The following is a 23,092-nucleotide window of genomic DNA, read 5'->3' as shown; positions in this document are numbered from 1 at the left end:
GTTGGGACACCGACAGGTCCGAGGCGAGTACCTGCTGCTTGAGCGCGGCGACGTCGGCGGCGTCGACGAGCTCGTGCGTCACCGCGGGGAGCGGGTCCTGCCACAGCAGCGTCTCGGCCGGGACCTCCGGGCCGAGGTAGCGCACGACCGGGCCCATGTCGCGGTGCGTCAGCTTGAACCAGGCGCGCGCGAAGGCGTCGGCGAACTCGGCGGGGTCCGCGAGGAAGCGCCGCGAGATCTGCTCGTAGGCCGGGTCGAACCGCAGCGAGAGGTCGGTCGTCAGCATCGTCGGGGCGTGGCTCCTGGACGCGTCGTGTGCGTCGGGCACCGTGCCCGCGCCGGCGCCGTCCTTCGGCCGCCACTGGTGCGCCCCGGCAGGGCTCTTGAAGAGCTCCCACTCGTAGCCGAACAGGATCTCGAAGAAGGTGTTGTCCCAGGTGATCGGGGTGTTGGTCCAGATGCCCTCAAGACCACTGGTGATCGCGTCGCCACCCTTGCCGGTCCCGAAGGAACTGCTCCAGCCCAGCCCCTGCGCCTCCAGCGGGGCGGCCTCGGGGTCGGGGCCGACGCTCTCGGCCGGGCCCGCGCCGTGGGTCTTGCCGAAGGTGTGGCCGCCCGCGATCAGCGCCACCGTCTCCTCGTCGTTCATCGCCATCCGGCGGAACGTCTCACGGATGTCGCGCGCCGCGGCGATCGGGTCGGGGTTGCCGTTCGGGCCCTCCGGGTTGACGTAGATGAGGCCCATCTGGACCGCGCCGAGCGGGTTCTCCAGCTCGCGGTCTCCGGTGTAGCGCTCGTCGTCGAGCCAGGTGGTCTCGGGACCCCAGTAGACGTCCTCGTCCGGCTCCCAGACGTCCGCACGGCCGCCGCCGAAACCGAAGGTGTCGAAGCCCATGGACTCCAGGGCCACGTTGCCGGTGAGGATCATCAGGTCGGCCCACGAGAGGCTGCGGCCGTACTTCTTCTTGACCGGCCACAGCAGGCGGCGGGCCTTGTCGAGGTTGCCGTTGTCCGGCCAGCTGTTGAGGGGGGCGAAGCGCTGCTGCCCGGCTCCCGCGCCGCCGCGGCCGTCGCTGATCCGGTAGGTGCCCGCGCTGTGCCACGCCATCCGGACCATGAACGGGCCGTAGTGGCCGAAGTCGGCGGGCCACCAGTCCTGGGAGGTGGTCAGCACCTCCGCGATGTCCCGCTTCACCGCGGGGAGGTCGAGGGTCTCGAACGCCGCGGCGTAGTCGAACTCCTCGCCCAGGGGGTTGGCCACGGCGGGGTTCTTCGCGAGGATCTTCAGGTTGAGCCGTTCGGGCCACCATTGGCGGTTTCCGCCACCCTGGGTGGGGTGCGGGGCCCGGTCGTGGGCGACGGGACAGCCGCCCCCGCCCTCCGACTTGGCGTCCGTGACGATTGCATCATGGTTCTCAGACATGGGAATCCTTCCGTACCAGGCGGATCACGGTGTTCAGGAACTGAATGCGCTGAAAGCGATGGAAAAACCGGGGCACTCGGCCCCACGTGCATGGGCTCGGCCTCGTCGGTCGCCTCGACGCCGAGGGGTCACCGTCCCGGACGGTTGAGGGCAGGGGGACGCCGGCGGCGGGCGCCGGCGTGTCGGCACCGCGCAGCTCCCCGGCGGTGATCCGTCACGTCTTTGTCACCTGCCGCTCGGGAGTCTTCCTGCCTCTTGGCCATCTACGAAACCGATCCTACGATGGACGGAATCCAAGTCAAGAAGGACACCAGGCCCACATTCGATCGGATCCCGGATGTCCTCGACGAACTTCGGGACGTCCCGTCGAACCTGAACAGGTGGGCCGATATGAGTGACCTGCTGGAGCGCTTGCGCGGGCGGGGCTGGCGGATGACGTCCCAGCGGCGGGTGGTCGCGGAGGTCCTCGACGGCGACCACGTGCACCTCACGGCGGACGAGGTGCACGCCCGCGCGGTGCAGCGGTTGCCGGAGATATCCCGGGCGACCGTCTACAACGCCCTGGGCGAGCTGGTCGCCCTCGGTGAGGTCGCGGAGGTCACCACCGACGGCCGGGCCAAGCGCTACGACCCCAACGCGCACCACCCGCACCAGCACCTGGTGTGCTCCGGCTGCGGCCTCATCCGAGACGTCCGCCCGACCGGCAACCCGCTGGCCGGCTTCCCGGCGCACGAGCGCTTCGGCTTCACGGTGTCCGGGGTCGAGGTCACCTACCGCGGGCTCTGCCCGGACTGTGCGTAGCCGCGGCCGCCGACGGCCTCAGCCCGACCCCGCGTCCTACCACTCGTCCTGGTCCGCATCCGCATCCGCCTCTTGCTGCCGGGCGCGGAGCCAGGCTGCCTCGAACTCCTCCTCGCTGATCTGCATGTCCACGAGCTCGGGGTCGAACAGGTCGACGACGGGCGGGTTGAAGGGCCAGTCGTCCGGGCCGCTGCGCACGCCGGGACCGTCCGGCTCCAGCTCCACCTGGCGCAGCCTGCGGCCGTCGGCCTCGACCTCCATCAGGTAGAGCGTCAGGTCCTCGTCGTCGTCGTAGTCCCAGCGCCGCCGCAGCCACACGATCTTCCGGTCGGCGAGCGCGCCGAAACCGTCACGGCCGCGCTGGGCATCCCGCTTGGCCCGCAGCTCGTCCAGCCCGTCGGGCGTGGTCGTCCCGTCGACCCAGGCCTCCTCCAGGTCCCAGGTCTCGGCCCGTTCGATGCTTTCCGCCGTGTCGATGACCTCCACGTCCGCGAACGTCTCGCGCACCTCCCGCACCGAGCGCGCGTGGACCCACCACCACGAGCCGCCCATGCCGTAGTCGTGGAGTACGAGAAAGCGCGACGTCGGCGCGAATCGATCGGTCATACCGGCCGACGATATGCGAGCGCCCGATCACGCTCCGCACGCCCCCCGTCGCCGCGGACCGTCCTGCGTTCCGCGGCCGCATTACCGTCTCTTCCCAGCCACGCGCAAGGCTTCAACAAGAAAATCCTTGATGGCGCACTAGACTGGTGGGTTGTTTGGCGCTGGGCCGGAACAACCTGGGCAGACCCGGGCTCCGCCGGCGACCCGGATACTGCCGGGATCGAGACGTGAGGGCCGATGGCAGTCACACCTGAGCGCAGTGAACTCACTCTGCTCGACGACGGGGAGAGGCTGGAGGAGTCCGGCAAATCCGCCCGCTTCACCGCCGGGCCCGCGGCCCCCACCCGCACCCTCGTCGACGTCTTCGAGGCCACCGTTCGGGCGTACCCCGACGAACTCGCCCTCGACGACGGAACCACCCGGCTGACCTACCGGGCGCTGGCCGCCGAGGTCGAGCGCCGGCGGCGGGCCCTCGCGGCCGCCGGAGTGGGGCTCGGCGACCGCGTCGGCGTCCGCGTCCCGTCCGGGACCAACGAGCTGTACGTGGCCGTCCTCGCCGTCCTGGCCGCGGGCGCCGCCTACGTACCGGTCGACGCCGAGGATCCGGACGAGCGCGCCGAACTGGTCTTCGGCGAGGCCGGTGTCCGGGCCGTGATCGGCGGCGGACGGCGCATCGACGCCGGCCCCGCGGGCGCCGGCGCGGGCGAAGGAGCACGTACGGGCGCCGCCCGGCCCGGCCCCGAGCACGACGCGTGGATCATCTTCACCTCCGGCTCCACCGGCAGGCCCAAGGGCGTCGCCGTCAGCCACCGCAGTGCCGCCGCCTTCGTCGACGCCGAGGCCGCACTGTTCCTCGCCGACGAGCCCATCGGACCCGGCGACCGCGTCATGGCCGGACTCTCCGTCGCCTTCGACGCCTCCTGCGAGGAGATGTGGCTGGCCTGGCGCTACGGCGCCTGCCTCGTGCCCGTACCCCGCTCCCAGGTGCGCAGCGGCGCCGACCTCGGCCCCTGGCTCGTGGAACAGGAGATCACCGTGGTCTCCACCGTGCCGACCCTGGCCGCGCTCTGGGAGCCCGAGGCACTCAACGAGGTCCGGCTGCTGATCTTCGGTGGCGAGGCCTGCCCGCCCGAGCTGACCCAGCGCCTGGTCACCGAGGGCCGCGAGGTCTGGAACACCTACGGCCCCACCGAGGCCACCGTCGTCGCCTGCGCCGCCCTCCTGACCGGTGAGGAGCCGATCCGGATCGGCCTCCCGCTGAACGGCTGGGAACTCGCCGTCGTCGACGAATCGGGAGAGCCGGTGCCCATGGGCGGCAGCGGCCAGCTCGTGATCGGCGGCGTGGGCCTCGCCCGCTACCTCGACCCCGAAAAGGACGCCGAGAAGTACGCCCCCCTCGAATCCCTCGGCTGGCAGCGCGCCTACCGCAGCGGTGACCTCGTCCGCGCCGAACCGGAAGGCCTGGTCTTCCTCGGCCGCGCCGACGAGCAGATCAAGCTCGGCGGCCGCCGGATCGAGCTGGGCGAGGTGGACGCCGCGCTGCAGGCCCTGCCCGGCGTCGCGGGCGCCGCCGCCGCCGTACGCACCGCACGCAGCGGCAACCAGCTGCTCGTCGGCTACCTCGTCACCCAGGACGGCTGGGACCACGCGGCCGCGGTGACCCGGCTGCGCGCCGAACTGCCCGCCGCCCTCGTACCCCTCCTCGCCCCCGTCGACGAGCTGCCCACCCGCACCTCCGGCAAGGTCGACCGGAACGCGCTGCCCTGGCCGCTGCCCGACCTGGAGACTTCCGGCCCCACCGAACAGCTCTACGGCACCGAGGCATGGCTCGCCGAGCAGTGGAGCGAGACCCTCGGCGTGACCGTCACCGGCGCCGCCGACGACTTCTTCGCGATCGGCGGCAGCAGCCTCGCCGCCGCCCAGCTCACCACCCGGCTGCGCACCCGCTACCCGAGCGCCGCCGTCCTCGACATCTACCAGCAGCCCACCCTGCGCAAGCTGGCCCGGCACCTGGAGAAATCCGCCCAGGACGACGGCGCTGCCCGGACGGTCGCGCCGGTTCCGCTGCGCGCCCAGGTGATCCAGACCCTCCTGCTGCTCCCGCTGTTCACCCTGGTGGGCCTGCGCTGGACGGTCGCCCTGCTGGCCCTGGGCAACGTACTGCACCTGTTCGGCCCCTTCCCCTGGGCGCCGACCGCCTCATGGTGGCTCGTCGCCGCGGGCGCGGCAGTGCTCTTCAGCCCCCCGGGCCGCCTCGCGATCGCGGCCGGCGGCGCCCGGCTCCTGCTGCGCGGAGTGAAGGCCGGCCGCTACCCGCGCGGCGGAAGCGTGCACCTGCGGCTGTGGACGGCCGAGCGGCTGGCCGAATGCGCCGGCGCCACGTCCCTCACCGGCTCCTGGCTGGAGCGCTACGGACGGGCCCTCGGCGCCAAGATCGGACCCGAGGTCGACCTGCACTCCCTGCCCCCGGTCACGGGCATGCTGAAGCTCGGCCGCGGCTGCGCCGTCGAGTCCGAGGTGGACCTCTGCGGCCACTGGCTGGACGGGGACCGCCTGGAGATCGGCCCGGTCAAGGTCGGCGCGGGCGCGGTGGTCGGCACCCGCAGCATCCTCTTCCCCGGCGCGCGCGTCGGAAAGCGCGCCGAGGTGGCCCCGGGCTCCGCCGTCGTCGGACAGATCCCGACCGGCCAGCGCTGGGCCGGAGCGCCCGCCGGCAAGCTCGGCAAGGCCAAGCACAACTGGCCCAAGGAGCGCCCGCCGCGCGGGCTCCCCTGGCGGGCCGCGTACGGCGCGGCCGGCTTCTGCCTCACGGCCCTGCCCGTGCTCGCCGCCCTGCCCGCCCTCCTCGTGGTCGGCCGGTTCGTGCCCGCCGACGCCGGACTCGGCGAAGCGCTGCGCGGAGCCCTGCTCGCCGTGGTGCCCGGAGCGCTCGCCTTCGGGTTCGCGTACGCGGCCCTGCTGCTGGTCTCCGTACGGCTGCTCAGCCTCGGCCTGCGCACGGGGACCCACCCGACGCACAGCCGGGTCGGCTGGCAGGCCTGGACGGTCACCCAGCTGATGGACCTGTCCCGCGAGACGCTCTTCCCCCTGTACGCGGGGCTGATCACCCCGGTGTGGCTGCGACTGCTCGGCATGAAGATCGGCCGGGGCGCCGAGGTGTCCACCGTCCTCGCGCTGCCCAGCCTGACCACCGTCGGCGAGGGCGCCTTCCTGGCCGACGACACCCTGACCGCCCCCTACGAACTGGGCGGTGGCTGGGTACGGATCGGACACTCCGAGATCGGCCGCCGCGCCTTCCTCGGCAACTCGGGCATGACCGCCCCGGGCCGCACCGTGCCGGACGACGGGCTGGTCGGCGTCCTGTCCGCCACCCCGAAGAAGGCCAAGAAGGGCAGCTCCTACCTGGGTCTCCCGCCGGTCCGGCTGCCCCGGTCCACCGCGGACGCCGACCAGAGCCGGACGTACGAGCCACCCGCCCGGCTGCTGTGGGCGCGCGGGCTGGTGGAGCTGTGCCGACTCGCCCCGGTGTTCTGCTCGGCCGCCCTGGCCGTTCTGACGGTGGCGGCGCTCTGCGCGCTCATCACGCTCAGCGGTCTGGGGATCTGGGGCGCCGCGCTGCTCTCCGGAGCGGTCCTGCTCGCCGCCGGGGCCAGCGCCTGCGCGATCGCGGTGACCGCCAAATGGCTGCTGGTGGGCCGGCACCGGACGGGGGAGCACCCCCTGTGGAGCGGTTTCGTATGGCGCAACGAGCTGGCGGACACCTTCGTCGAGGTACTGGCCGTGCCGTGGCTGGCCGGATCGGTGCCCGGCACGCCGGTGCTGGCCCTGTGGCTGCGCGGACTCGGCGGCCGGATCGGCCGGGGCGTGTGGTGCGAGAGCTACTGGCTCCCCGAGACGGACCTGGTCGTGCTGGGCGACGGGGTCAGCGTGAACCGCGGCTGTGTGTTGCAGACGCACCTCTTCCACGACCGGATCTTGAGGACGGATACTGTGGTGCTCCGTGAGGGCGCCACCCTGGGCCCGGGCGGAATCGTCCTGCCCGGGAGCACGGTGGGGGCCCGCAGCACGCTGGGCCCCGCATCCCTGGTGATGGCCGGGGAATCCGTCCCCGCCGACACCCGCTGGCTGGGCAACCCGATCGAGGCATGGCGGTCCTGACCGGGCCGTCCGCGCCGCGGCCGGGAGCAGCGGCAGCACCGGAACACCGGTACACCAGCACGTCGTACGAGCACAGCGCAGGGAGCGGAAGCGGCAGTGAGCGGCCAGAGAACAGAGCCTTCGGACCCGTACTTCCCGGCCAACGGCGACTCCCGTTACCGAGTGCACCGGTACGAGCTCGCTCTGGAGTACCGCCCCGGCCCCAACCGACTCGCCGGGACGGCCCGGCTCAGCGCGATCGCCGGGAGGGCGCCGGTCGCCGAGTTCCACCTGAACCTGGCCGAATTCAGAATAGGCCGGGTCCTGGTGAACGGCCGGGTCCCGCACTACACCCACCGCGGCGGCAAACTCCGCGTCCGCCCGGCCAAGCCCCTGCCCGCCGGCTCCGCCTTCACCGTGGAGGTGCACTGGGCGGGCAACCCCAAGCCCGTGCGCAGCCCCTGGGGCGGCCTCGGCTGGGAGGAACTGACCGACGGAGCCCTGGTGGCCAGCCAGCCCGTCGGCGCACCCTCCTGGTACCCGTGCAACGACCGGCCGGCCGACAAGGCCTCGTACCAGATCTCCGTCAACACGCCGTCTGCGTACACGGTGGTGGCCGGCGGCCGCCTGCTCACCCGCACCACGAGGGCCAGCACGACCACGTGGGTCTACGAGCAGTCGGCGCCGACCTCCAGCTACCTCGTCGGCCTGTCCATCGGCATGTACCAGACGGTGCTGCTCGGCGAGCCCGGACTCGGGGGAGTCCCGCAGAGCGCCTACGTGCCCGCGCACCTGCTGGCCCGGTTCTCGCGCGACTTCGCGCGGCAGCCCGCCATGATGCGGCTGTTCGAGGAACTCTTCGGGCCCTACCCCTTCGGCGAGTACGCGGTGGTCGTCGCAGACGAGGAACTGGACGTCCCCGTGGAGGCGCAGGGGCTGTCCACCTTCGGCGCCAACCACGTGGACGGCGTACGGGGCTCGGAACGGCTCATCGCCCACGAACTGGCGCACCAGTGGTTCGGCAACAGCGTGACCATCGCCGACTGGCGGCACATCTGGCTGAACGAGGGCTTCGCGAAGTACGCCGAATGGCTGTGGTCGGAGCGCTCCGGCGGCCGCAGCGCCCATGAGCAGGCGGCCGCCGCGCACCGGCTGCTCGCCCTGCAGCCGCAGGACCTGCTCCTGGCCGACCCCGGCCGCAAGCTGATGTTCGACGACCGCCTCTACCAGCGCGGGGGCCTCGCGGTGCACGCGGTCCGCTGCGCCCTCGGCGACAGCGCGTTCTTCCGCATGCTGCGGGACTGGGTGACGGTGCACCGGTACGGCGTGGTGTCCACGGTGGGCTTCACCCAGCACGCGGCCCGCTACGCGGCGGAGCCGCTGGACGACCTGTTCACGGCCTGGCTGCACCGGCCGGCCCTTCCGCCGCTGCCGGCTCCCTTCCCGCCCGCGGTACCGGCGAGGCCCGGATACCCGCCGACGAACGGCGGGCGCGGACCCAAGGGCGGACGGGGCAAGACCTCGGCCTGACCGGTAGGACGGGCCCTCAGCGACCGTCGCAGGCGTCCGCGAGGCCCGTCCGCCAGGCCCACGCGGCGATCTCGACGCGGTTGCGGGCGGCGAGCTTGCCCTGGATGTTGCCGAGGTGGGTCTTGACCGTGCCCACGGTGACGGTGAGGGCGGCCGCGACCTCCACGTTGGTCAGCCCCCTGGCCACGAGGCGGACCACGTCGACCTCACGGGGGGAGAGGTGCGTCCGGGCGGCGTCCTCCCTCGTGTCGGACGGCATCAGCCGCTGGAGCAGGCGCACCGTGATGGAGGGGCTGATGAGGGAGTCCCCGGCCGCCGCCGCGCGGACCGCCTCGACGAGCAGCCGCGGCCCCGAGTCCTTGAGGACGAAGCCGCACGCGCCCGACCGCAGGGCCCGGGTGACGTACTCGTCGTCGTCGAACGTCGTCACCATCACGACCTTGGGGCGGTGACCGGCCGTCGGCCGGGTGAGCGCACGCAGGGCGTCGAGGCCGTCGAGCCGGGGCATGCGGATGTCAATGAGGACGACGTCGGGCCGGTGCAGCGCGGCCTGCTCGACGGCCCCGACCCCGTCCTCCGCCTCTGCGACGACCTCGATGTCGTGCTCGGCCGCGAGGATCATGGCGATTCCGCTGCGGACGATGGCCTGGTCGTCGGCGAGCATCACGCGGATCACGAAACGCCCGTCCCGGGAGGGGTGAGCGGCATCCGGGCCCGCACCTGCCAGTCCCCCTCGGGCGTGGCACCGGCCCGGAAGGTGCCGCCGGCCAGGGTCACGCGTTCGCTCAGGCCCTTCAACCCGTAGCCCGGGCGGGAGGTCAGGAGGGCCGTCCCGTCGTTGGTTATCCTCACGGCGGCCTCGTGGGGACGCACCCGCACCTGGACACTGACGTGGCGGCAGTGGCGGGCGTGCTTGCGGATGTTGGTGAGGGACTCCATCGTCACCCGGTGCAGCGTGGCGGCCACTTCGGGAGGAACGGTGTCCGTCGGGCCCTCCTCGCTGAGGTGGGCCGGCACCCCGTTCAGGGCGAACCCGTCCACCAGGGCCCGCAGATCGTCCATACCGGCGGGTGCGGCCGGTGGGGCGTCCGATGCGCCGGCCCGGAGCCCGCCGACCATCTGCCGCATGGACGCGAGTGCCTCCGCGCCGGTCTCCTCGATGCGCTGCAGAGCGGGCAGGACCAGGTCGGGCCGCCTGGCGGCGACCGCCCGGGCGCCCTGGGCCTGGACCACGATGCCGGACACGTGGTGGGCGACGTAGTCGTGCAGGTCCCTGGCCAGATCGATCCGCTGTTCGAGCCGGATGCGGTGTTCGCGCTGCCGCCGGTCGGCCACCACCATGCGAGCGGTCACGCTCGCGCCCGCCACCAGGACCGTGATCAGGGTGAGGACGAACGCGACGATGAGGCTGCCCTCCTGCACGCCGATCGACAGCGGGCGCACGACGACGGCCGCCGCCAGCAGCAGGGCGATCGGTGCGGTGGCGGCAGCCGGCGCCCGCCGGGCGACGAAGGCCAGTACGACCAGGAGGGCGACGGGCTCGAAGGCACCGTATGCGGACGAGGCACCGGCGGTGCCGTGGCCCACGTGCAGGGCCGCGGAGCAGGACAGCGAGGCGGTGGCTGCGCCGCCCCCGGCCCAGGCGTACGACCGGGCCTCCTTGAGCAGGGGCAGGGCGAGGAGGACGGTGCCCGCGGCCGCGGCCGCCAGCGCGAGCGGGCCGTGCTGCGCCGAGCCGGTGAACGTCCCGGCGTGCATGTCCGCCCAGGTCGCGGCCGCGAGTACGCAGGCCGCGAGGGACCACGGCAGGACCGTTGTCCGGCCAGGAGCGGCCGGGAAGCGGAGGAGAGGAGACCACATACGGCGCAGAGTAGATCATCAGCCCGGTGTCGCCCCTCCGCCGAAAGTCGTAGTCGTACGGACCGGGATCTTCCTTTCGGTCGATACGCTCCCGGACCTCCGTGGGGAGAGTGAACGGCGTCCGCACCGCCGGCGCCGGACAGCAGGCGTCAGGCGCCGCCACTCACAGGAGTTGCACCTTGAACATCCAGTTCTCCATCGGTCCGGAGTATGTTCTGGGACCGGCCCTCGCCGCCCTCGCCGCCGTGGTGGCGGTGCGCGCCAACCGGTCCGTGCCCGGCTGGACGGGTCAGCACGCCGTCCTGCGGATCCTTACGGGTGTGTACGCCGCGGCGGTACTGGCCGTCACGGTCTTCCCCCTGGACGTCACCTGGGGCGAGTACGCGAACCGGATGCCCTGGACCAACCAGATCAACCCCGTCCCCCTCGTCACGATCGACCCGACCGCGGTCCCGAACGTCATCATGCTGATTCCCTTCGGATTCCTGCTGCCCCTCCTGACCCGGGTGACCGGAGCCCGGCGGGTGACGGCCGTGACCGCGCTGGCGAGCCTGTCCATCGAGGCCGCGCAGCTGCTGTCGTACGTCGCCTTCAACAACGGCCGCGCCTCGGACATCAACGACCTGCTCGTCAACACGCTCGGCGGCGCGATCGGTTACGGCCTCCTCCGCGCGGCCCTCGAGGTGCCTTCCGCCGCGTCCTGGCTGCGATCCGTCGCCCTGCCCGGGTCGGGCGTGGGCGCCCGCCGGTCCGCAGGGACGGCGGCCGTTTGACGCGAACGGCCCTCAGCTCTTCGTCCAGCGCTGCGAGGCCTCCCCGCCGCACGTCTTCGTCACCAGGCCGCTGCTCATGCCCAGGTCGAGACAGCCCCCGCTGAAGTCGTTGCGGAGGCTGCCGCCCGACCCCGTGCGCCACAGCCGGGCGGTGTCCTGGGAGCAGTCGCCCACGAAGACCGCCTGGCCGAGCATGTTGGCGTAGAGGCAGCCGCCGCTCTGCTGGTTGACGAGCTTGAAGCTGCCGTCGGACCTGCTCTGCACGGTCCACTTGGCGCTCGCGTCCGCGCAGTCGCCGAAGTCCGAGGAACCGAAGACCTGCGTGATGCACTTGCTGTTGTTGCCGTTGCGGAAGCGGTGGGTGCCGGACGCGGGAGGTGCCGGGGGCGCGGGGGCCGTGGGCGCCGTGGACGTCCCGCCGTTGGCGGGGCGCGTACTGCCGGAGCCGCCCGCGTTGGCGGGGTTGCGTGAGTTCCCGGCGCTGCCCGGGCCGGGCTGTGTGCCGCCGCCGGGGCCCGAGCCGGCGCCGGGTCCGGTGCCGCCCGCGCCTGCGGCGGCCGCGGCCGGCGGACCGCCGCCCGTACCGCCCTGCGCCGGGTCCTGGGCGGGTGGCTGCGCGGGTGACGCCGTACCCGACGGGCTGCCGTCCGCCGCTGCCGGAGCCGAGGCCACCGGGTCGGCGGGCGCCGTGACCGGGGCGGAGGGGGTGTTCCCGGACCCGGCCTGCGGGGCGGAGGCGTACGGCAGGTGCTGGATGGCGAGGGTCGTACCGCCCGCGACCACGACGACGGGCAGGACGGCGAGGAAGACGCGGGTACGGCGGCGGCGCTCGGGCCGTTCCGGACGGGCCGTGGCCGGAGGAGCGGTGACCACGGGGGCCGCGGGCTCCGGGTCCCCCACCGCCTTCCCGGGCTCCCGCTCCGTCTCCTTCGCTGCCGGTGCCCGTGCCGGTTCCGGTTCGGTCTTCTCACCGGTGAGCGGGACCGTCGGAACGTCGATCTCCTGGACGTCCGCGGCGAACGCGGCCCGCTCGGTCAGGCGCGCCGTGATGGCCTGCGGCCACAGCGGTGCGGTGAACGGGCCGTGCGCGGCGGCGCGTTCGAGGAGCTCGGCAGCGGTGGGCCGCCCCTCGGGGTCCTTGTCGAGGCAGGCCGCGACGAGGTCGGCGAGGTCCGGCTCCAGCTCCCGCAGCGGCTCCAGATCGGGCTCCTCGTGGACGATGCGGTACAGCACCCCGTGCCCCGACTCGTCGCCGAACGGCGGCTGACCGCACGCCGCGTACGCGAGTACGGAGCCCAGCGCGAACACATCGGTGGCACCGCTCAACCGCCGCCTGCCCGAAGCCTGTTCGGGCGCCATGTAGGCGGGCGTGCCCACGACCATGCCGGTCCGGGTCAGCTGGCTCTGCTCGGCCGCCCGGGCCACGCCGAAGTCGATGAGGGTGAGCCCGTCGAGGGTCAGCATGACGTTGGACGGCTTCAGGTCCCGGTGTACCATGTCCAGCGCGTGCACCGCCGCCAGACCCTTTGCGGCCTCCCGCAGCAGCAGCCACAGGGCGTGCGCGGGCAGCGGGCCGCCGTGCAGTCCGACGGCCTCCCGCAGGGTGAGCCCCGGGATGTACGCGGTGGCGAACCACGGGGGACTGGCGCTGCGGTCGCTGTCGAGCAGGGGTGCGGTGGCGTCCTCGGGCAGCCGGGCGAGGTTGTCCAGCTCGTGGCCGAACCGGCGCAGGAAGTCCTCGTCCTCGCCGACGACGGAGGACAACAGCTGCTTGACGGCGACGTACCGGCCCTCCCGGAGCCCGAGGTACACCCGGCCCATGCCGCCGGCTCCGAGCCGCCCCGCCAGCGGAATCGACCCGATGCGCTGCGGATCCCCCGCCTCCAGCGGCTCGGCTCCGCTCCCCGTCAGCTCCAACACGTCTGCCCCGCTCGAATTGGAAAGAGTTTCTAGGAATCTAACCCTGATGATCCCGCCACGGCAACGCGCCTGAGGGAAAGCCGAGTTGCTCCCATTTCGCCCCCCGTGGGCACCCGATTTCGCTACCGTGGAATCCTCGCGCCGCCCGCCGCGGGCGCGCAGGAGCACAAGGGGGACCCGATGGCACGTTCCGGAGAGATCGGCCTGGCGGACGCGGTCGCCGCGATACGCGAGGAACTGCAGACCGCGACCGCGAACGGGGCAGGACAGGAGCTCCAGTTCACCGTGGGACCCGTGAACCTGGAGTTCACGGTCGTGCTGCGCACCGACGCCACCGTGAAGTCCGGCTTCCGCGCCTGGGTGGTGTCCGCCGACGCCGAGGCCGGCCTCGGGCGCGAACGCACCCAGCACATCGCCCTGACCCTCACCCCCCACACGGCCGATGGCAGGGACATCTCCGTACGCGGCTCGTGGGGCCGGCCCCCGAGCCCCGGTACGCACTGAAGCGGGCCGGTATGGAGCGCTTCCGGCTGGTAGGTGTCATAGGTCTCGCACACGCACGCGCGTCCGGCACGGGCTTCCTCGTCGGGCCGGGTCTGGTGCTCACCTCCGCCCACGTCGTGGAACGGAAGAGTGCCCGGGTCCGGGTGTTCCGGCCCGGGCACGAGGACGAGGAGCACATCGGCGAGGTGGTGTGGTGCGGCACGCCCAAGGGCCGTGACGATGCGGCCCTGGTGCGCGTCACCGGCCCCGGCTGGTCCGGCCCGGACGCCGCTCCGGTGCGCTGGGGTCGTTTCGTCACCGGCCGGCCGAAGCAGGAGGCGGAGGTCCGGGGCCTGCCCAACCTGGTCCAGTACGACGGCCGGCCCATCGAGACGTACCAGCTGACCTGCACGATCAACCCCGTCAGCGGCGACATCAACGGCCGTCACTACTGCGTCCTGGACCAGCACCCGCCCACCTGGAACGAGCCGGGGGGCTCGCCCTGGGGCGGCCTCTCCGGTGCCCCCGTGTACTGCGGGGAGCTGCTCGTCGGGGTCGTCGCCGAGGACCCGGCGTACTTCGGGCGCGGCGCCGTGCTGGCGGTGCCCGTCGCCGTACTGGACCGCGACCCCGACTTCCGCGCCACCCTGGCCGAGGCCGGGGCGTACGCCCCGCCGGAGGCCGCCGAACTCGGCGCACTGGCCGATCTCGAGCGCCGTCCGCCGTCCGTCCCGTCCGCCTCCCCGGCGGCGCTGTTGCGTCCCGAGGCGAACGCGGTGCCCTTCTACGGCCGGGACGTGCTGCTCGCCGAACTCGTGAGCTGGTGCGGCAAGGACGGTTTCGGTGCCCGGCTGCTGCACGGTGCGGGAGGCCAGGGCAAGACCCGGCTGGCGGGACGCCTCGCCGCGGAACTGGCCGGTACCGAGGTCGCGTACGCGGACGGGAAGCGCCTGCCGTGGCAGGTGTGGTGGCCCGACCCGGAGGCGGACCCCGATGCACTGGTGGTGGTCCAGGACGTCGCCGCACCGCTGCTGATCGTGCTGGACTACGCCGAAACGCGCCCGGAACAGGTGCAGGCCCTGCTCCGGGCCGCAGGGAGGCATCCTGGCAAGCACCGTCTCAAGCTGCTGTTCCTCGCCCGCGCCGGCGGGGACTGGTGGACGGCGCTGCGCACACGGTCGAAGCGCTCCAGGGAACTGCTGGCAGGAGCGGACGGGATCGCCCTCGCCCCGCTCCAGGCCGGCCCCGCTGACCGGCGGCGTGCCTACGGGCGCGCGCTGACGGCCTTCGTCGCCGCACTGTCCTCGACGGACGGCCCGGACTGGGCCGCCCTCGCCGCCGCGCTGCCCACGCCCCCGCTGGACCAGGAGGGCCATGCGAACGCCCTCACCCTGCACATGACGGCCCTCGTCGATCTGCTGGACGCCGCCACCCCGGGCAGACCCGGAACTCCGCGCGCGGACCGGCACCACGACGCCGAAGAGGTGGAGGACCGGCTGCTGGAGCACGAGGACGGCTACTGGCGCAACAGTGCGCAGACCTGGCCGGACCTTCACGGACACCTGAGCCCGCCCACCCTGCGCGACGCCCTGGCGGCAGCGCTGCTGGTCGGCAGGGTGGACAGGGAACAGGCCGACACCGTACTGACGCGGCTGCCCTCGTTCGAGGGCCAGACCGCAAGCCGCCGGAACAGCACACGCACCTGGATCTCCGAGCTCTACCCGCCCGCCGCCGGCGCCGCATGGGGCAGCCTGCAGCCCGACCGGATCGCGGAGCGGTTCGTCGGACGGAGGCTGCAGGAAGACCCCGACCTCGCGCATCACCTCGTACGGGCCGCGCCCGCACAGGCCGAGCACCTGCTCGACCTCTACACCAGGGCGGCCGCCCACCCCGTCTTCGGCGGCGGGCTCGACGCTCCGCTGCGCGACCTGTGCCTCGCCCACCGGGACGTCCTCGCCCCGCACGCCGTCGGCCTGGCCACGCGCACCGCCGCTCCCGGACCGCTGCTGGCGGCGCTGGAGACCGTGGTCAGGGACGAGGAACTGCCCCCGGACAGTCTGTGCCGGCTCGCCGAGAGCCTGCCGAACTACAGCGAGCGCCTGGCGTCCTGGGCCGTGGAGATCACCGAGCGGGTCGTCGCCCACCACCGGAACCGGCCGCCGGACGACCCGGACCGGCTGCCGAACCTGGCCAGGAACCTGGGCAGCCTGGCCCAGCGGCTCGATGACCTCGGCGAACGGGACCGGGGACTGTCGGCGGCAACCGAAGCCGTCGAGCTCTGGGAACGCCTGGAGGCCCGTCACCCCGGGTACTGGCTGCCCGCACTGGCGGCGGGCCTGGCCACCCTCAGCGGCCAGTACGGCGACCACGGCCGGGGCGAGGAGTCCCTGGCGACGGTCCGCAGATCCGTCGCGATCCGGCGCCGGATGGTGCGCTCCGACCGCGACGCGCACCTGCGCGAGCTCGCGAGCGGAGTGCTCAACCTCGCCGTCCGGCTGGACGACCTGGGACTGCTGGCGGAGTCGCTCGACGCGAGCCGCGAATCCACCGCACTGTACGCAGAGTTGTACGGCCTCCGGCCGGAACGGCACCGCGCCGGCTACGCCCACGCCCTGCACACGTACGCCATCGCCCTGCGCCGTACCGGAAACCCGTCGGAGGCCCACCGTCCGATCGCGGAGGCGGTGCGGCTACGGCGCGCGTTGGCCTCGGAGTTGCCCGACGCGCACCTGCGCGACCTGGGCATGAGCCTGACCACACTGGCCAACGTGCAGGAACAGCTCGCGGACCTGGAGGCTGCGGCGGTCTCGGCGCGGGAAGCCGTGGACGTGGCCCGGACGCTCCTGCGCCAGCGGCCCGAGACCCACCTCCGGCACCTCGTGATCGCCCTGCTCGGTCTCGGCAACAGGCTGCACGCCCTCGGCCGCCACGGCGAGGCCCTGGCCACGGGCGAAGAGGCCGTGGCCGCCGCCCGCACCTCCGCGGCCGAGCGCCCCGAAACGGACCGGATCCTGCTCGCCCACACCCTGAAGAACCTCAGCGCCGACCGCACCACCGCCGGCCAGCACGACAGGGCCCTGGAGGCCATGACCGAGGCCGTCGGCGCCCTGCGCGCAGCAGCCCGTACCAATCCACAGGCAGCACGCGCCGAACTCCCCGACGCGCTGCGGCGGTTGGCGGCATGCCTGACGGTGGTGGCACGCACCGCGGAGGCGCTGGAGGCGTCCGCCGAGGCCGTCGCCCTGCTGACCGCACTGGCCGACGAGGAGCCGGGCAGTCATCTGCGCGACCTCGCCACCGCCCACCTGGAGCACGGCGGGCGGCTGGAGGTTCTGGGGGAGGCCGACGAGTGGCTGGACTCGGTCGAGTCGGCCGTCCGGCTGCTGCGCGGCCTGGACGGCCCGCCCCCCGGACTCGAACCACTGCTCGCGGCCTTCCTGATCGACCGGTACGCCATGCGCCGCCTCGCCCAGCAGCGACTGGGCGCCGCACTGCGCGGGGTGGACGCGGCGATGGTGATCCACCTGTCGGCGGACGCGCCGATCACCGCCATGACCGCGGGCCTCCTGCACCACCGGGCCGTCATCCTGATGACGCTCCGGCGGCACGACGAGGCGGACCAGGCCCTCACCAAGGCGATCCGCCTGCGGCGCGGCATCGTCTCCGAGAGCCCGGCCACCGTCGTCCCGGACCTGGTCGACGTCCTGGGGCTGCGCGTCTGGTGCCTGGCCGAGCAGAACCGGATGGCCGAGGCGACCTCGGTCCTCGCCGAAGCCCTGGAGGTCGTGCGCGGTCCGCTGCGCGCCCTGCCCGGCGCCCCGCACGACTCCCTGGTGCTGCCCCTGTACCGGATCGGCCTGGCCGCCGCCCGGCTCGGCGCCGTCGCACGTGACCGGGAGCGGGCGGAGCAGGCCGCGGCCCTGCTCGGGGCGCGTCTCCAGGAGCCCGGACCGGGACCCGAACTGGCCCGCGCGATCGACCTGCTGGCCCGGCTCGGACCCCCCGCCGGGCCCCACTGGCCGCCCCCCTGAACAGTGGGATAATCCAGTGGGGGAGAGATGTGACGCACTCGGATCGAGAAGCTCGGGCGACTCGAAGGGAGGAGCGTGGTGAGCACTCCCGCCACCGCTCGCATCGCCGACCTGCTGGAGAACGTACCGACGGCCTCCAACCCGCCCGCACACTTTCCGGTCCCGGCCCCCGACCGACCGCCGCGCACCGATGGTCCAACGCTCAACATCACGGTGATCTGGGGCGACATCGCGCAGATCGCGGCAGACCTGCACGTCACGGGTCACTACCAATCGGTAGTACCCGCCGCCGCGGAACTCGCGCTCGACCGCGCCATATCCGTCGAGCCCCGCCGCATCATCACGGAGCACACCAAGCTCGGCTGGATCGAAGCCCAATTGGGCGAGGTCACGTACTTCCCCTGCAAGGAGGGGCCCGTGCGGTCCGCCGCCGTCGTCGGCATGGGACCGATGGGCACCCTGACCGAACGCCGCGCCGTCCAGATGTACGCCTCCCTGCTCGGCGAAGCGGTCGGGCTCGGCCACGCCGGGACCATGGCCACCGTGCTCATCGGCTCGGGCACGGGCAACCTGACCGTCAAGCAGGCCGCCCGCGCCCTCGTCCGGGGCTTCGCCGACGCCCTCGCGCCGATCGGCCCGCCGACGCCGCCGCCCCGGCTCACCGACGTGTTCGTCGTGGAGCTGGACCGGCTGCGCGCGGAGCAGCTCCACCTCGCGCTCACCGAATGCGCCGCGAAGCTGGCGCAGCTACGGATCGTCCCGGAGCTGCGCGAGGAGAACGGCGGCGAGCTGTTCGGTCCCTCCGCGGCGGTGTACGCACTGTCGGCGCTGACCGGGCTCGCCGGGCCGGCCGGAGGCTCCGCCGCCCGCAACGGGACACCCGGAGGCCCGGACACATCGGCCGGGGAGGACGCCCTGCACACCGTGCTGGCCGGCTTCGACCCCGGCATCCAGGGGAAGATCCGTGAGCAGCTGGCGGACCTGGCCTCGGTGGAGCGCACCGAGCTGTCCCTGACGGTCCGCAGACCCGCGGACGCCCAGGACGACTCCGTGCCCGTCCGGATGTCCGTCCAGTCCGGCGTCGGCGGCCTGCGCTGGGCGGCACTGACCGGGCGCGCCACCGTTCCGGAGCGCCTCGTACCGGTGGACATGGACCTGCTGCGCGAGCTCGTGGACCGGCTGACGGAACCCAGCGTCAAGGACGCGTGCGAACTGCCCGACCTGCTGTCCCGATTCGTGGTGCCGCCGGACTTCCAGCGGCTGCTCACCGACGATTCGACGGTACTGCTGGAACTGGACCGGGACACCGCCTCCGTCCCCTGGGAGTTCCTGGCCGAGATCCAGCAGGCGGGCGCCGAGCAGCGCGATCCCCTGGCGATCCGCACCCAGCTGTCACGGCAACTGCGCACCACCTACTCGCGGGTGATGACCGAGGGCGCGACGGACGGACCGCTGCGCGCTCTGGTGATCGGCGACCCGGGAGACCCGGAGAAGGGCTTCCACCTGCCCGGAGCCCGGCAGGAGGCCCTTGCGGTGGCCTCCCGGCTCAAGGAGCTCGGGGCCAGGGTCAGCCTCTTCGTCGGCGCGGCGAACTCGCTGCGCCAGCCAGGCGTCGACCCCGCGCGGCGCCTGGACGTCCTGCGGGTCCTGCTGTGCGGGGGCAACCACATCGTCCACTACTGCGGGCACAGCGATTTCGACTTCTCCGGTACGGGACGGCGCTCGGGCTGGGTCTTCGCGGACGGCCTGCTGACCGCCCAGGAACTGGCACTGCTCGAACGCCCGCCCCTGATCGTCGTGGCCAATGCCTGCTACACCGCCCGGCTCGGCGGCGCCACCGGCCCCGGCGATCCGGCCGATGCGCCGGGCGCAGCGGGCCGGAGCCCCTGGGGGAACCCGCAGGCCGCCCTGGTACCGAGTCTCGCCGACGAGTTCCTGCGCATGGGCGTGGGGCACTACATCGGGGCGGCCTGGCGGATCCCCGACGACCAGGGGATCTCCTTCGCCGACCAGTTCTACACGCACCTGTTCCAGGGCGGGTCCGGCGAGGCGCTGCCGACGGTGGGCGGCGCCGTCCGCGCGGCGCGCAGGAGGCTCCACGGGCTGCGCTCCGCGGGACAGCAGGACCCGGACAGCGCGCCGAGCGGGCAGCGGTGGAGTTCGTGGGCCGCCTACCAGCACTACGGGGACGCGGCCGACCCGTTCGTCCGACCAGGGGGCAACTAGGGGGCAGACAGGAGGTCCGCTCATGGCCAGGATCCCGATGGCCGATGTCGTCGTACTGCTCCCGGGCATCACCGGGAGCGTGCTGACCAGGAACGGCAAGGACGTGTGGGCCCCCTCGGCCTCGGCGGTACTGGGCGCGCTGGCGAGCCTGGGGGGCTCGCTGGAGTCCCTGGAGCTGGGCGCCGACGACTGGCTCGTGGACGATCTGGGCGACGGCATCGTCGCCGACCGGCTGGTGCCCGATCTCCACACCCTGCCCGGCCTGTGGAAGATCGACGGCTACACGGCGATCGAGGAGTTCCTGCTGGCGCGGTTCGACCTGCAGCAGGGACGGAACTACTTCCCGTACCCGTACGACTGGCGGCGCGACAACCGGGTCGCCGCCCGCAGGCTCGCCGAACAGAGCGCCACCTGGCTGCGGAACTGGCGCGAGACGAGCGGGAACTCCGCGGCCCAGCTCGTCCTGATCGGGCACTCGATGGGCGGGCTCGTCTCCCGCTACTTCGTCGAGGTGCTGGGCGGCTGGAAGGACACCCGCGCCATCGTGACCTTCGGTACCCCCTATTACGGCTCGCTCAACGCGGTCGAGTTCCTGTGCAACGGCTTCCACAAGCGGATCGGTCCCTTCGAGAAGGACCTGACGCGTCTGCTGCGCTCCTTCACCGCCCTGCACCAGCTCGTGCCGGTCTACCGGTGCGTGTACGGGCCGGACGGCGCGGCCAGCACCCCGGCCAAGGCCGCGCTGCCCGGCTGGCAGCCGCAGTGGAGCAGCCACCTCACCGACTTCTTCGACGAGATGGAGGCGGCGGCCACCGCGAACCGGCAGGAGTCCGCCTGGGAGTCCAACCAGGTGGTCTACCACCCCATCGTCGGCATGGACCAGCCCACCCGCCAGGCGGCCCGGCTCACCGACCACAAGGTCGAGACCCTGATGCTCCGCGGTGACCAGGACGAGGGCGGCGACGGCACCGTACCCAAACTGGCCGCGGCCCTGTCCGGCACCGAGGACGCCCGTACCTTCGTCCCGCAGAAGCACGGCAGCCTGCAGAACCAGGGTGCGATGCTCGACCACCTGAGCGGCATCCTGCAGTCCCTGCACGACGTACGCATCGACGACCTGCGTGCTGCCGTGACCTCGTGGTTCAGCTACCTCGGCGACGACCTCTACCTCGCCGACGAACCCGTCGTCTGCGAGGTCGGAGCCATCAGTGCGCTCAGCGAGAGCGAACTGCCCCAGGTGCCGGCCCGCCTCACGGTGACCGTCCGCTCCACCGGCCGGCCGGTGATCGCGCGCGACATCACGGTGGCACGGGAGCGGCAGCGGATCGACCTCGGCGTACTGCCCCCCGACACGTACGACCTGCTGATCGGCGCGGGCGCCGACACCGCCCCGCTGTCCGACGTCTTCGTCGTCTCGGGCCCGGACGGCACGGACGGTGCGCAGGGGGTTCCGGGGACGCAGGGCTGACCGTTCCCGGGTCCGACGGTCACGGCGAAAATCGTGACAACTATTACATTCAGCCCCAAATGAAGCGCCCGGCAGGGATCATTATTTCCCGTAATTGTCGTATATGGCTGCCATTGCGGCCCGCGCCGCCCCTGACCGGTCGGCGCTACGGGAGAGACATGGGACGCGTGCGCAGCTGGACGGGCAGCCGACGGATCGCTCTGCCCCTGGCAGGGGGAGCCTTCGTACTCGGACTGGGCGGCCTCTACGGAACCGCGTTCGCGGTCGGTGGCGACATCGACCAGGGCACGCGGGTCCTGGGGGTGGACATCGGCGGCATGAGCCGGGCCGAGGCCCGCCAGGCGCTGACCCGGGAGCTCGGGCCCGCCGCCGCGGCGCCGATCGAGATGAAGATCGGCGACCGGGTGGAGAAGGCCGATCCCGCCGCCCTGGGCCTCTCGCTCGACACCGACGCGACCCTCGACCGCGCCGTACGGCCCGGAAACGGCCCGGTCGAGGTCGTCGGCAGCCTCTTCGCCTCGGCCGAGCGGGACGTGGCCCCCGTGATCCGCATGGACGAGCAGACCGCCCGGGAGGCGGTCGACCGCCTCGGCGAGACCACGAAGCAGCAGGTCCGCGACGGGGTGATCGCGTTCGAGGAGGGCGCGGCGAAGGCAGTCGCCCCGCTCACCGGCGTCTCCCTCGTCGAGGACAAGGCCCTCGACACCCTCCGTGACGCCTACCTGCGGCCGGGTGCGGGCCCCGTCGTGCTGCCGGTCGCCCGCACCGAGCCGCGCATCGACGCCGAGGAGACCGGACGGGCCATGCGGCAGTTCGCCGAGCCCGCCATGTCCGGACCCGTCACCCTCACCGTCGCCGGCCGGCGCATCTCCATATCCCCCGCCGTCCTCGGCGAGCACCTGAAGATGCGGGTCGACGGACAGGGCCGCCTCGTGCCCGACCTCGACTCCAAGGGCCTGCTCGCCGACCCCGCGGTGGCCCCCACCATCGAAGAGGTCAGCCGTCCGCCGCGCGACGCCGCACCCCGCCTCGAGGCGGACGGCAGCGTGGTCATCGGCGACCAGGGCCGGGCGGGCCGGCAGGTGACGCAGGAGGCGCTGGGCCAGGCCGTGCTGCCGCTGCTGACCCGCACCGGCGCTGCCCGCACCGGCGAGGTCGCCACCGTGGCGGTCCAGCCGGAGCTCACCAGCGACGAGGCGCGGCGACTGGGCATCAAGGAGAAGGTCTCCTCCTTCACCGTCGACTTCCCCGCCGCGCCGTACCGCACCACCAACATCGGCCGCGCCGTCGAGCTGATCAACGGCTCCGTCGTCATGCCGGGGGAGGAGTGGAGCTTCAACCGCACGGTCGGTGAGCGCACCCCCGAGAACGGCTTCGTCGACGGCATCATGATCAACGACGGCCAGTACGTGAAATCGCCCGGCGGCGGTGTCTCGGCGGTCGCCACCACCATGTTCAACGCCCTGTTCTTCGCGGGCGTCAAGCCCGTCGAGTACGGCGCCCACTCCTTCTACATCGAGCGCTACCCCGAGGGCCGGGAGGCCACCGTGGCCTGGGGCACCCTCGACCTGCGCTGGATCAACGACTCCGGCCACCCCCTCTACATCCAGGCCCGGTCCACCGACACCTCGCTGACGATCACCCTCCTCGGTACGAAGAAGTACGACGAGATACGCGCGACCAAGGGGCCGCGCACCAACATCACGCCGCCCGCGAAGCGCACGGGCAGCGGCGAGACCTGCGAGGCCCAGACCCCGCTCGAGGGCTTCGACGTCACCGTCGGCCGTGTCTTCGTCCAGGGCGGCAAGGAAGTCAAGCGCGAGGACTTCAAGAC

Annotated in this window: 14 protein-coding genes; 9 read left to right on the top strand and 5 right to left on the bottom strand. The window is 72.9% G+C overall.

Translation table 11 applies throughout. The annotated features are described in order from the left end of the window. A partial coding sequence (locus ACWGE1_RS13875; RefSeq protein WP_453420717.1) for a peroxidase family protein occupies window positions 1–1,423 on the bottom strand: 1,423 nt, incomplete at its 3' end. A 390-nt stretch (window positions 1,424–1,813) separates the two neighbouring features. Between ACWGE1_RS13875 and ACWGE1_RS13870 the strand changes: the two genes are divergently transcribed. Next, the gene (locus ACWGE1_RS13870; protein WP_453420716.1) at window positions 1,814–2,224 is read left to right on the top strand and encodes a Fur family transcriptional regulator; all 411 of its coding nucleotides are present in this window, start codon (window positions 1,814–1,816) and stop codon (window positions 2,222–2,224) included. A 36-nt stretch (window positions 2,225–2,260) separates the two neighbouring features. On the opposite strand, the gene ACWGE1_RS13865 is transcribed toward ACWGE1_RS13870, so the two are convergent. Next, on the bottom strand, window positions 2,261–2,830 hold the full coding sequence (locus tag ACWGE1_RS13865; RefSeq protein ID WP_453420715.1) for a hypothetical protein: 570 nt from the start codon (window positions 2,828–2,830) through the stop codon (window positions 2,261–2,263). A 237-nt stretch (window positions 2,831–3,067) separates the two neighbouring features. Between ACWGE1_RS13865 and ACWGE1_RS13860 the strand changes: the two genes are divergently transcribed. Then, window positions 3,068–6,988 carry a Pls/PosA family non-ribosomal peptide synthetase gene (locus ACWGE1_RS13860; RefSeq protein ID WP_453420714.1) on the top strand — a complete coding sequence of 1,307 codons (3,921 nt, stop codon included), beginning with the start codon at window positions 3,068–3,070 and terminating at the stop codon, window positions 6,986–6,988. A 96-nt stretch (window positions 6,989–7,084) separates the two neighbouring features. Next, window positions 7,085–8,497 (top strand): M1 family metallopeptidase, encoded by a 1,413-nt coding sequence (locus ACWGE1_RS13855; protein WP_453420713.1) that lies wholly within the window; start codon window positions 7,085–7,087, stop codon window positions 8,495–8,497. Between the two features lie 16 nt (window positions 8,498–8,513). Here ACWGE1_RS13855 and ACWGE1_RS13850 read toward each other — a convergent pair whose 3' ends face one another. Both ACWGE1_RS13850 and ACWGE1_RS13845 read right to left on the bottom strand, forming a co-directional pair. Beyond that, window positions 8,514–9,161: a response regulator gene (locus tag ACWGE1_RS13850; protein WP_453420740.1), complete on the bottom strand. Its 648-nt coding sequence runs from the start codon at window positions 9,159–9,161 to the stop codon at window positions 8,514–8,516. A gap of 8 nt (window positions 9,162–9,169) precedes the next feature. Next, on the bottom strand, window positions 9,170–10,357 hold the full coding sequence (locus ACWGE1_RS13845; protein WP_453420712.1) for a sensor histidine kinase: 1,188 nt from the start codon (window positions 10,355–10,357) through the stop codon (window positions 9,170–9,172). A 179-nt stretch (window positions 10,358–10,536) separates the two neighbouring features. Between ACWGE1_RS13845 and ACWGE1_RS13840 the strand changes: the two genes are divergently transcribed. Then, the gene (locus ACWGE1_RS13840) at window positions 10,537–11,130 is read left to right on the top strand and encodes a VanZ family protein (RefSeq protein ID WP_453420711.1); all 594 of its coding nucleotides are present in this window, start codon (window positions 10,537–10,539) and stop codon (window positions 11,128–11,130) included. Window positions 11,131–11,142: 12 nt separating this feature from the next. Here the strand turns inward: ACWGE1_RS13840 and ACWGE1_RS13835 are convergent, their stop codons facing one another. Further along, complete coding sequence (locus tag ACWGE1_RS13835; protein WP_453420710.1) at window positions 11,143–13,050, bottom strand: protein kinase domain-containing protein; 1,908 nt, start codon at window positions 13,048–13,050, stop codon at window positions 11,143–11,145. A 180-nt stretch (window positions 13,051–13,230) separates the two neighbouring features. Here ACWGE1_RS13835 and ACWGE1_RS13830 point away from each other — a divergent pair, with 180 nt between their 5' ends. From ACWGE1_RS13830 to ACWGE1_RS13810, 5 genes are all read left to right on the top strand, one after another. After that, a complete protein-coding gene (locus ACWGE1_RS13830) occupies window positions 13,231–13,554 on the top strand; it encodes a trypco2 family protein (RefSeq protein WP_453420709.1) in 324 nt (107 codons plus the stop codon). An 11-nt stretch (window positions 13,555–13,565) separates the two neighbouring features. After that, on the top strand, window positions 13,566–17,564 hold the full coding sequence (locus ACWGE1_RS13825) for a trypsin-like peptidase domain-containing protein (protein ID WP_453420708.1): 3,999 nt from the start codon (window positions 13,566–13,568) through the stop codon (window positions 17,562–17,564). A 78-nt stretch (window positions 17,565–17,642) separates the two neighbouring features. Beyond that, window positions 17,643–19,790, top strand: a complete 2,148-nt coding sequence (locus ACWGE1_RS13820; protein WP_453420707.1) for a CHAT domain-containing protein — start codon at window positions 17,643–17,645, stop codon at window positions 19,788–19,790. Window positions 19,791–19,812: 22 nt separating this feature from the next. Beyond that, entirely contained in the window at window positions 19,813–21,258 is a 1,446-nt protein-coding gene (locus ACWGE1_RS13815; RefSeq protein ID WP_453420706.1) for a lipase/acyltransferase domain-containing protein, read from the top strand. Window positions 21,259–21,416: 158 nt separating this feature from the next. Then, window positions 21,417–23,092: VanW family protein (locus tag ACWGE1_RS13810; protein ID WP_453420705.1), on the top strand; the 1,676-nt coding region annotated here is incomplete at its 3' end.

Source organism: Streptomyces sp. NPDC054932, from assembly GCF_053610205.1.
Note: the sequence above shows the minus strand (reverse complement) of the source record. Positions and strands in the feature narration are given on the sequence as shown.

Bases quoted from the DNA above. Each gene is read 5' to 3' on its own strand.
- ACWGE1_RS13870 (WP_453420716.1), top strand. From the start codon at position 1,814: ATGAGTGACCTGCTGGAGCGCTTGCGCGGGCGGGGCTGGCGGATGACG.
- ACWGE1_RS13865 (WP_453420715.1), bottom strand. From the start codon at position 2,830: ATGACCGATCGATTCGCGCCGACGTCGCGCTTTCTCGTACTCCACGAC.
- ACWGE1_RS13860 (WP_453420714.1), top strand. From the start codon at position 3,068: ATGGCAGTCACACCTGAGCGCAGTGAACTCACTCTGCTCGACGACGGG.
- ACWGE1_RS13850 (WP_453420740.1), bottom strand. From the start codon at position 9,161: ATGCTCGCCGACGACCAGGCCATCGTCCGCAGCGGAATCGCCATGATC.
- ACWGE1_RS13845 (WP_453420712.1), bottom strand. From the start codon at position 10,357: ATGTGGTCTCCTCTCCTCCGCTTCCCGGCCGCTCCTGGCCGGACAACG.
- ACWGE1_RS13830 (WP_453420709.1), top strand. From the start codon at position 13,231: ATGGCACGTTCCGGAGAGATCGGCCTGGCGGACGCGGTCGCCGCGATA.
- ACWGE1_RS13825 (WP_453420708.1), top strand. From the start codon at position 13,566: ATGGAGCGCTTCCGGCTGGTAGGTGTCATAGGTCTCGCACACGCACGC.
- ACWGE1_RS13815 (WP_453420706.1), top strand. From the start codon at position 19,813: ATGGCCAGGATCCCGATGGCCGATGTCGTCGTACTGCTCCCGGGCATC.